General features: G+C 75.1%; 7 protein-coding genes. 2 read left to right on the top strand and 5 right to left on the bottom strand.

The window, feature by feature from the left end; translation table 11 throughout:
• Positions 1-31: 31 nt before the first annotated feature.
• From ACFUC1_RS19370 to ACFUC1_RS19355, 4 genes are read right to left on the bottom strand one after another with little or no spacing between them, the layout of a single operon-like run.
• Positions 32-907 (bottom strand): class I SAM-dependent methyltransferase, encoded by an 876-nt coding sequence (locus tag ACFUC1_RS19370; RefSeq protein WP_379122738.1) that lies wholly within the window; start codon positions 905-907, stop codon positions 32-34.
• A 9-nt stretch (positions 908-916) separates the two neighbouring features.
• A complete protein-coding gene (locus tag ACFUC1_RS19365; RefSeq protein ID WP_379122736.1) occupies positions 917-1,900 on the bottom strand; it encodes a lysylphosphatidylglycerol synthase domain-containing protein in 984 nt (327 codons plus the stop codon).
• Positions 1,900-3,822, bottom strand: coding sequence for a glycosyltransferase (locus ACFUC1_RS19360; RefSeq protein WP_379122734.1), 1,923 nt, complete (start codon positions 3,820-3,822; stop codon positions 1,900-1,902). Before ACFUC1_RS19360 ends, ACFUC1_RS19365 begins: the two co-directional genes overlap by 1 nt.
• Positions 3,819-4,895 carry a glycosyltransferase family 2 protein gene (locus ACFUC1_RS19355; protein ID WP_379122732.1) on the bottom strand — a complete coding sequence of 359 codons (1,077 nt, stop codon included), beginning with the start codon at positions 4,893-4,895 and terminating at the stop codon, positions 3,819-3,821. Before ACFUC1_RS19355 ends, ACFUC1_RS19360 begins: the two co-directional genes overlap by 4 nt.
• Positions 4,896-4,969: 74 nt before the next feature.
• Between ACFUC1_RS19355 and ACFUC1_RS19350 the strand changes: the two genes are divergently transcribed.
• Entirely contained in the window at positions 4,970-5,761 is a 792-nt protein-coding gene (locus tag ACFUC1_RS19350; RefSeq protein WP_379122730.1) for an inositol monophosphatase family protein, read from the top strand.
• 12 nt (positions 5,762-5,773) lie between these two features.
• On the opposite strand, the gene ACFUC1_RS19345 is transcribed toward ACFUC1_RS19350, so the two are convergent.
• A complete protein-coding gene (locus ACFUC1_RS19345) occupies positions 5,774-7,891 on the bottom strand; it encodes a hypothetical protein (protein ID WP_379122728.1) in 2,118 nt (705 codons plus the stop codon).
• A gap of 34 nt (positions 7,892-7,925) precedes the next feature.
• Here ACFUC1_RS19345 and ACFUC1_RS19340 point away from each other — a divergent pair, with 34 nt between their 5' ends.
• Entirely contained in the window at positions 7,926-8,675 is a 750-nt protein-coding gene (locus ACFUC1_RS19340) for a TIGR03089 family protein (RefSeq protein ID WP_379122726.1), read from the top strand.
• The last annotated feature ends 96 nt before the right edge of the window (positions 8,676-8,771 follow it).

Here is an 8,771-nt window from a genome sequence, read left to right as displayed (position 1 = left end):
GCGCCCGCACACCGCGGGCGGCCCTCGGGCGTCAGCGGGCTCGGCGCCGGCGGAAGGTCAGCAGGATGAAGGTGTAGTCCAGGTCGACGCGGTCCCAGTGCACGGGCCGCTCGGCGTGCGACAGCGCGTCCGACGTCGACAGGTCGCCGACCAGCTCGAGCCCCGCGGCGTCGGCCATCGAGACGAGCGCGCTGATATCCGCCGGGCCGAAGATCTTCACCGGCGTGCCGTATGCCGTGCGGCCGGTGGTGTCGGGCGGGTCCTGGTCGTAGTCGGTGGAGACGCAGAGCACTCCTCCGGGGCGCAGCACCCGCGCGCTCTCGCGCAGGAAGCCCTCCAGCGGCACGCCGTGCTCGATGACGGACATGCACGTGATGGCGTCGAGCGATCCGTCGGGCAGGCCCGTGGCGGTCACGTCCCCGTGCCGGAACACCACGCCGTCGCGACGCACCTCGTCGCCGAACTCGAGGTTGATGCCGAGCAGGGAGTCGGGTGCGCCGCCCAGGCCGTAGAGCCGCAGCCACGGCAGCACCGGCGAGTAGCGCGCGCTGCCGGCGTCCATGACGCGTGCCGTGCGCGAGCCGTCGTCGGCGAGGGTGAGGACGGCGCCCACCGCACCGAGCGCGTCCCAGTTCTTCGGGGCGTCGCGGTGCAGCGGCAGCCGCAGGTGCCTGCCCTCGGCCACGGCCCGCTCCCAGTCGGCGGCGGTCCGCAGGACGGCGGTGGGCGGGACCGAGTGCGGGACCGGCCGGCTCGCGGCATACCCGCGTCGGGCCTCGGCTCGGCGCTGCACCGCGACGCGCGCCCACAGGACGTGCTCGGCGGCTCGCTTGGCGACGGCGAGCAGGGGTCCCCCGGGCGGCGCGGCGACCTGGCCCGAGGCGGCGGCCTCGTCTGGAGTCGTCATTGGCGCAACCTATCGTTCCCGGTCCTCGGGCACGACGACGTGCTCGGCCACCCGCTCCTCGCGCGAGGTCAGCAGGTGGTGCGAGCGGGCGTACGCCCAGCCCAGCAGCGCGAACACGACGTCGGCCATGACGGTGAGGAAGCGCGAGATCACGACCACGGCCGTCGCGGCCGAGGTCGAGGTGACGGGTCCGAGGATGAGCACGAGCAGCCCCTCGCGGACCCCGACCCCCGCGGGCAGCAGGACGCTGAACATCGCGAGCGAGGAGGCCAGGGCGAACCCGCTCAAGGTCCCGAGCAGGAGCCGGCCACCGTCGTACCCGCTGCTCGTCGCCCGGGCGAGCACCAGCACGTGCGAGCCGGAGGCGATCCACGCCCCGATGAACAGCGCGCTCGAGGTGAGGACGGCACGACCGGACAGCGTGTGCTCCAGCGGCTCCCGGCGCAGGACGCGCAGGACCAGCGCGATGCCCCAGTTGAGCAGCCGCGGGTAGAGAACCACGGCGAGCAGCGGCACGACGAGCAGAAGGAACCACCCGGTGGTCGCCGCTCCCCCGCCGAGCCCGAGGAGCAGCGGCAGCGCGGGCAGCCCGACGATGAGCCCGCAGATCGCGGCGAGGGCGACGCTGACGAAGGCCACCACGGCCGAACGGCGCCGCGGGATCTCCAGGCGCGCCCCCATCTCCGCCTGCGCGACGATGCTCCAGACGGCGCCGGGGAGGTACTTGCCGAGCTGGCCGACGAAGAACACGCCACCGGCCGGCGCCACGTGCAGCGGGGTGCCGAGGTCGGCGAGCAGCACCCGCCACCCCAGCATGGTCAGCACCGGGGGGATGCAGACGAGCAGGGCGGCGAGGGCGAACGTGCCCCCGCTGATGCGGTCGATGTCCTTCGACACCTCGGCCCAGTTGCGGGCGACCGCGAGCGCGACCGCCGCCACCACCAGCAGGGCCAGGACGATGCGCAGGGCGGTGAGGACCCGGGCGCGCGTCATCAGCGCCGCCTCAGGGTCAGGCGCAACAGGCTGTATGCCGCGTCGGTGCGGCGCGAGGTGCCGCTGGCGCGCCGCATGCGCTCGGTGATGTCGCCGTCGAGGTCGCCCACGAGGACGAAGCCGAGGTCGTGCGCACGGGCCAGGACGCCGCGGACGTCGGCCGGGCCGAGCGCCCCGTCGGCGCCGGGGTGGCCGATCGGCAGGGTGAGGCAGAGCAGCCCGCCGGGGCGCAGCGCCCACGACGCCTGGCTCATGGCCTCGTCGACGTCGTCGGCGTCGCAGCCGCCGGGGTGCAGCCGCACGATGACGTCGAGCGAGGCGGTGTCGACGTCGAGGACCTCGACGCTCGAGCGCGGCCCCGTGAGCTCGAGCTCCACGGGCGCGAACCCGATGGCGCGGGCCCACCGGGACAGGGGCGAGCGGCTGCCGCTCTCGTCGACGATGACCGCGGTGCGCCGCCCGTCGTCGCGCACGCGGACGATCGCCGCGAGCGCGCCCAGGGCGGCCCAGGCGGCGATGCCGTCGGAGCAGCGGGGCAGGCCGAGCGCGCGGGCGAACGCCTTGGCGTCGTCGGCGTCCTGGGCGTCGGCGAGGACGTCGGAGGGGCGGATCCAGTCGGGCAGGTCGGTGGGCCCGATCTCGACGTCCGGCCTGGCTGCCGCCACGAGCCCCCGCACGCCGGTCGTGAGCCGTCGGCCCAGCCGACCCGCGACCGCGGCGGCGCCGGTCTCGCGGGGGTCCTCGTCCTCGTCGGTGGTGTCGGGCTCTGCGGCCGGCTCGACGCTCGCGAGCGCCTCGATGGCACCGAGGTAGCGCGCCCAGGGCCCGGACAGGTCCGGCGGCCGCACCGCCGAGCGGAGCTGCTCGGCATACCCGGGCTCGGCGAGGCGCCGCAGGGCTCCGACGAGCGCCTCGCGGTCGTTGGGGGGCACGACGAGCCCGTCGACCCCGTCGCGGACCTGGCGGCCGAAGCCGGCGACGTCCGTGGCGAGGACCGGGAGGCCGTGGCGCTGGCCGAGCAGGGCGTTCTGGGACGCGGTCGCGCTGCGGTAGGTCAGGGTCAGCACGTCGTGGCCGGCCAGCAGCGGCGCGAGCCGCTCGGCGGGCACGTACCCGCCGTGGACCTCGACCCGGCCGCGCAGCCGCGGGTCGGCCGCGAGCTGCTTGACCCGGTCACCGGCGGCGCCCCACATCTCCCCCGCGACGGTGAGCGTGGGGCCGGGCACCTCGGCGAGGGCCTCGAGGAGCAGGTCGACGCCCTTGTACTCGCGCACCAGCCCGAGGGCCAGCAGTCGTGGCGGGCCGTCGTGCTCGGGCCGGTCGACCGGCGGGCCGCCGGGCAGGTGCGGCGGCAGCTCGGCGACGCTGACGTGCGGGGCGTGCAGCTCGCGGGCCAGGCGCGCCTGGTCCTCGCTGTGCACCAGCACCGCGTCGACCCGCTCCAGGAACTGCTGCATGAGCTCGCGGTCGCCGACGTGGGGCTCGTGCGGCAGGACGTTGTGCGCGATCACGACGGTGCGGGGCCGCGCGTGGGCACCGGCGGCCCGGGCGGCCCGGCGGCGACCGACGCCTGCGGCGCGCAGCAGCGCGAGGTGGGCCGGGACGACGGCCGGGATGACGTGCACGACGAGCACGACGTCGAACGCGCGCAGCCGGCGGCCGGTGCGCACCCACGTGTCGGGGCGGGCCCAGCTCAGGGCGCGGACGGTGCGCGGGAACGGCTCCACGTCGGGCGCCCCGCCGGGGACCGCCTGCTCACCGGGGTAGAGCCGGCTGGGGTACAGGTGCGACCACGACACCAGGGTGACGTCGTGCCCGGCGTCGGCGAGCTCGTGCGCCAGGCTCGTCGTGTGGGCGGCGACCCCGCCCTTGTACGGGTGGGTCGGACCGACGACCGCGACCTTGAGCGACGCCGTGCTCACACACCCGCCCGCGAGCGCACGACCAGGTCGGACAGCAGCGCCAGCGACCCGATCATGATGCCGCTGACGATCAGCAGCACGGTGCTCGCCGGGAAGTAGAACGGGTGCCGGACCATGTCGACGACCGCCTTGACGACGCCGATGACCAGCATCCACAGCGCCGGCGGCATGAGGACCTTGAGCGGGTCGAAGTACATGACCATCCGCAGGACCTGCAGGATGTAGCGGTAGGCATCGCGCACGAAGTGGAACTTCGAGACGCCCTCGCGCTTGGCGTAGCTCGTCGGCACGTACTTGATGTCGTGCTGGTTGGACAGGAACGCCAGGGTGATGGTCGTGACGCAGCTGAACCCGGGCGGCAGCAGCCGCAGGTACGGCAGCGAGACCTCGCGGCGGAACGCCCGCAGCCCCGAGTTGAGGTCGGGGATCGTCTGGTTCGTGAGCTTCTCGGCGATCTTGCGGATGAGCCACTTCGCCGGGACGCGGGCCCACTTGTGGGTGCCCTCCTCGGTGGTGCGGGCGCCGACGACCTGGTCGTAGGTCGGGTCGTCGCGCAGGATCCGCACGAGCTCGGGGATGCGCTCGTTCTCGTACGTCATGTCGGCGTCGGTCCAGACCACGATCTCGCCGTGGGCCTGCTGGGTGCCGATCCGCCGGGCCGTGCCGCTGCCGCCGTTGCGGCGGAACGGCATCACGCGGATGTGGGGGTACTCCGCGGCCGCCCGGTGGAGCACCTCGAGGGTGTCGTCGGTCGACGCGTCGTCGATGCACAGCAGCTCGTACGTCAGCTCGCTGGCGTCCATCGCCGCGGTGATCCGCTCGATCTCGCGCATGACGTGCCGGCCCTCGTTGTAGCAGGGCAGCACGATCGTGACGTACGGCTTCGACGGGTCGCCGTCGGCCGCGCGGGTGGCCACCTCCGTCGCCGGCAGGTATGCCGCGTCGGCCGGGTGCACCGGCACGTCGCCGCGCGCCGGGGCGGCGGAGGTCGTCGTCGGGGCGGGCAGGCCGGTGCTGATGACCTCGGTCGCGGGGCTCTCGGGCACCGGGAAGGTCTGGGTAGGTTCGCTCATCTCGTCCGCGAGCCTACCGGCCGGGGCCCGCCCCGAGTTCGTGCGGCGCGGCGCGGTGTGGAACGGTGGGGTCCGTGGACACCGACGAGGTGCTGGACCTGCTCAAGACCGTGGCCGCCGAGGTCATCACCCCCCGATTCCGGTCGCTGGCCGACGGCGAGGTGATGGAGAAGAACCCGGGCGACCTGGTCACCGTCGCCGACCAGGAGTCCGAGGCGATCCTCACCCGCGAGCTCGCGGCGGCATACCCGGACGCGTTCGTCCTCGGCGAGGAGCGGACCGCCACCGACCCCACCGCGATCAGCCAGTTCGTGGCGGCCGAGCACGCCTTCACGGTCGACCCGGTCGACGGCACCAAGAACTTCGTCCACGGCTCCCCCGACCACGCGGTCATGGTCAGCGAGGTCAAGGGCGGGGAGACCGTCCGCGGCTGGATCTGGCAGCCCGAGCACGAGGTCGGCTGGGTCGCCGAGAAGGGCGCCGGCGTCTGGCGCAACGGGCAGCGGGTCACCCGCCAGCCGGTCGCCGACGACGTCGCACCCCACGGCGTCACCTCGATCTGGCCGCTGCGCGGGCACAGCCTGGGCGACCTGCCGGCCCTCACCGGGTCGTGGGTCTGCTGCGGCGTCGACTACCCGCGCCTCATCGAGGGCGCGACCGACTACATCCTCTACGCGCGCAACAGCCCTTGGGACCACTCCCCGGGCTCGCTGATGGTGTGCGAGGCCGGGGGCGCCGTGGGACACCCCGACGGCACGCCCTACTCCCCCTCGGCCCTGACCCCCGGCATCATCGTGGCCGCCGACCGGGGCACGTATGCCGCGGTGCGCCGGCTCGCCGCCGACGCCTTCGCGCGCCGCGGCTGACCGTGCGGGTGCTCAGCCGTCGAGGCGGCTGAGCCACACGAGCAGCGGCAGCGCGACCAGGTGGTCGGGGCGCCGCTCGAGCAGCCGCGCGTCCTCGCGGACGGTCGTGTCCACGGCCTTGGTCCCGGTCGTCAGCCCGAGGTCGGTGAGGGCCTTCGGGCCGTCGGCGGCCACGAGGACCAGTCGGCCGCCGCGCGCCTGCACCGCGGACGCGACCTGCGACAGGGTCGAGCGCAGCCGCGGCAGGTCGTGGCGCAGCGCGGACGTCGTCGACAGCGATGGCACCCCGCAGTAGCCGCGCAGCACCTGCGGCCACTCGTTGGCGGCACGCGAGTCGACCATGATCGCGACGTCCCCAGGCTGCATCGCGGAGCACACCCGGTCGACCGCCGCCAGCTCCCCCTGCTCGACCCGCTCGTCGCGGTGCGGCCAGGTGGCCAGCCCCGCCGGGACGACGAGCGCCACCGCCACGAGCAGGCTCGTGGCGACGTTCACGGCATACGGCAGGCGCCGGGTGGACCACCGCGACACCACCGCGGCGCACGCGACCGTGAGGAGCACCACCGTCGGGAGGGCGATCACGAGGCGCCGGTCGGCCCACGGGTGGTCGGGGGTGATGCCCGGCCGGTAGAGGGTGAGGAGCGTGGACCCCACCCCGACCACGGCCGGACCGGTCCACGCCGGCAGCTCGCGCCCCTCCACCCACGACGACGCGGCCCGGTGGGCGAGGACGGCGGTGGCGACCAGGGCCAGCACCAGCGCCACGGGCCCGATCCACCACGACATCCAGGTCAGCGACTGCTCGGCGTAGGTGCGCCCCCCGTCCACGGGCAGCCCCTGCCGCGCCTGGAGGCCGGCAACGACGCGAGACCCGGAGTCGGCCGCCGACTGCCGAACCGTCTGCCACAGCGGCCGCGAGGCGAGGAAGGCGCCGACGAGCACGAACAGGCCCGTGAGGGCACGGGGCAGCCAGGCCGACGCCAGGGCCCCGAGTGACCAGCCGCGGTGGGCGCCGGCGACGAGCACGGCACCCCCGACCCCGACGGCCAGGCCCAGCGCGACCAGGGGGAGCAGCGACCCGGCGATGCTGCCGAGGTACTGCGACGAGGTCAGCCACGTCAGCCCGAACGCGACGGCCGAGGCTGCCAGCGCACCCACGACGAGCGCGCGGGCCCACACCTGGCGCTGGGCGCCGGCGAGGGCGGCCACCACCACGAGCAGGACCACCTCGCGCAGGGCGTCCACGCGCACCACGATGCTGCCGCCGAGCAGCGCGCCCGCGACGGCCGCGGCCCGGCGCGACGCGGCCGCGTCCCCGGCGGGCCCCGACCGCGCCGCCATGGTGAGCGCCACCAGCGCCGCGCCGAGGGCGGGCAGCGCCACCGGCTCGGAGTAGGTCGAGCGCGCGACGTGCAGGAGCGGGAAGAGCAGGCTGGTGGCCAGCGCGGCGAGCGGTCCCCACCGCGGGCCGACGAGCAGGGAGCCCAGCAGCCCGACCGCGAGGACCGTCACCCCGAACAGGGCTGCGGCGAGCCAGAACGCCGCGTCCGCACCGCCGAGCCACCAGGCCACGGAGTACCAGGCGCTGGGGCCGACGGGGAACTGCGGCTGGATCGACGGTGACGTCGGCGAGCCCACCGAGTAGAAGGCGGGGCTGGCGAGCGTCACGCCGGGCAGCCGCAGGACGTCGGGACCGCCGACGGAGCGGGAAGGCACGTCGATCGGGCGCGCGTGGCCGGCCGCGAGCTGGATCGCGGACTGCAGGTAGGAGCCGGAGTCACGTCGCGGCAGCACCTGCTCGGAGTGCGTCCACCCCGCCCACACGCTCGCCCCGACGGACAGGAGCAGCAGCAGGGCGGTGGACCACACGGGCAGGGGGCGGGCCGGCACCATCGCGGCGACCCCGGCCGCCACGGCGAGCAGGACGAGCAGGACCGGTCCGGCCACCCACGGCTGCCACCAGCCGAGCAGGGCGAGGTCGCCCGCGCCGACCGCGCCGAGGACGAGCCACGAGGCGACTCCCACCACGATGCGGGAGACGAGCAGGCCGCCCCACGCCTCACCCCGCAGCAGGGGCAGGTCGCCGGGGTCAGGGGTGTAGGGGTAGCTGCGGGGCGCGCGGCTGCTCACAGCCCGCAACGCTAGCGCCCCTAGGGTGGCACCCATGCCGACCCCGTCCGACGTCCTGGCCACGATGCTCCGCACGGACCCCGGCCGCCCCCGCATCACCTGCTACGACGACACCCCCGGCCCAACCGCAGGAGAGCGGATCGAGCTGAGCGCCAAGGTGCTGGGCAACTGGGTGAGCAAGGCCGCCAACGCCCTGCAGGAGGAGTGGGACCTCGGGGTCGGCTCGGCCGTGCTCCTCGACCTCCCGGCGCACTGGCGGTCCCTGTACTGGGCCCTGGCGGCCTGGTCCGTCGGCGCGACCGTGGTCCTCGCGGACGGGCCCGGGGCCGAGGCACCGGACGTCGGGGGCGCGGCGGTCGACCTCCTCGTCACCGACGACGCGCAGCGCGCTGCGGCTGCGGGCGGCCCGGCCGTCCTCGTGACCCTCGCGGCGCTCGCCCGTCAGTCCGAGGGGCCCGTGCCTGCCGACGCCATGGACGAGGCGAGGGAGCTGTCGACCTACGCCGACCAGTTCGCGGCCTGGGACGAGCCCGGGCCGCAGGACCCGGCCGTGCGGACGGCCGCCGGCACCACGGCATACGAGGACCTCGTGCCCCGGCGGGACTGGCCTGCCCAGGTGCGCGTGCACGTCGCCGGCGACGACCTCGCCGAGCTGCTCGAGGTGGCGCTCGCGGCGTGGGCGGTCGACGGGTCGGTCGTCCTGTCGCGGGGTACGGCGCCCGCCGGGGGGCGCCGTACCCGGTTGGAGTCGGAGGGGGTCACCCTCGACCTCGCCGGCTCCTAGATGTATTGACCACGGACCTTGTTGACATGAGGGAGGACCTCCGGGCGAAGTGATGGGTGTCTAGTTCCGTCACCGCAAAACCGGAGGTCCTCATGT

Source organism: Pedococcus sp. NPDC057267, from assembly GCF_042668795.1.
Classification (GTDB): Bacteria; Actinomycetota; Actinomycetes; order Actinomycetales; family Dermatophilaceae; genus Pedococcus.
Note: the sequence above shows the minus strand (reverse complement) of the source record. Positions and strands in the feature narration are given on the sequence as shown.

What these genes read in the sequence shown, in the direction of transcription:
- ACFUC1_RS19355 (WP_379122732.1), bottom strand. Translation starts at nt 4,895, where the DNA reads ATGAGCGAACCTACCCAGACCTTCCCGGTGCCCGAGAGCCCCGCGACC.
- ACFUC1_RS19340 (WP_379122726.1), top strand. Translation starts at nt 7,926, where the DNA reads ATGCCGACCCCGTCCGACGTCCTGGCCACGATGCTCCGCACGGACCCC.
- ACFUC1_RS19370 (WP_379122738.1), bottom strand. Translation starts at nt 907, where the DNA reads ATGACGACTCCAGACGAGGCCGCCGCCTCGGGCCAGGTCGCCGCGCCG.
- ACFUC1_RS19365 (WP_379122736.1), bottom strand. Translation starts at nt 1,900, where the DNA reads ATGACGCGCGCCCGGGTCCTCACCGCCCTGCGCATCGTCCTGGCCCTG.